Annotated in this window: 1 protein-coding gene; it reads right to left on the bottom strand. The window is 59.7% G+C overall.

The features are described from left to right. Positions 1 to 22 precede the first annotated feature (22 nt). Positions 23 to 442, bottom strand: a 420-nt coding sequence (locus DEQ92_RS22855; RefSeq protein ID WP_115821824.1) for a hypothetical protein, incomplete at its 5' end; no start/stop codon positions are given.

Here is a 442-nt window from a genome sequence, read left to right as displayed (position 1 = left end):
AGCGCCCGACACTCGGGCGCTCTTACTCGTCGGCGGCGATTGGGGTACGAACGACCTTCGTATCGCTATCAACGTCGTCACGACGCTTTTGAGAGTCTAATTCGGCTTTGCGGTTGCCCAGTTCCTGCGACTCAGATATATCCTCACGTGCGACTGCCCGGACGTTTCCGCTATCAAATGCTACGATAGGGCGGTAGTCGTCGTAGCCGCTGATTGCGTGGGCGGTGACGGTCCCGGTTAACGCGCCATCTAGCGGGGTATCGACTTCGACACGTGTTCCGTTTGGGAAGTCGACCGTCACGGCGTCCTCGACGGCGTTGATGGGTGCAAGTTCGGATTCCGGTCGGCCTGCCCGCTCGCGCGTTGCACCGCCAACTCCAACGGAGTAGGTGAACTCAAAGGGCACGTCAACACCGGCATCGGTAACAAACCGAACCTTGCC

The organism is Haloferax sp. Atlit-6N, assembly GCF_003383195.1.
Classification (GTDB): Archaea; Halobacteriota; Halobacteria; order Halobacteriales; family Haloferacaceae; genus Haloferax; species Haloferax gibbonsii.
The sequence above is the reverse complement of the archived record's forward strand: the minus strand, read 5'-3'. Positions and strand labels throughout refer to the sequence as shown.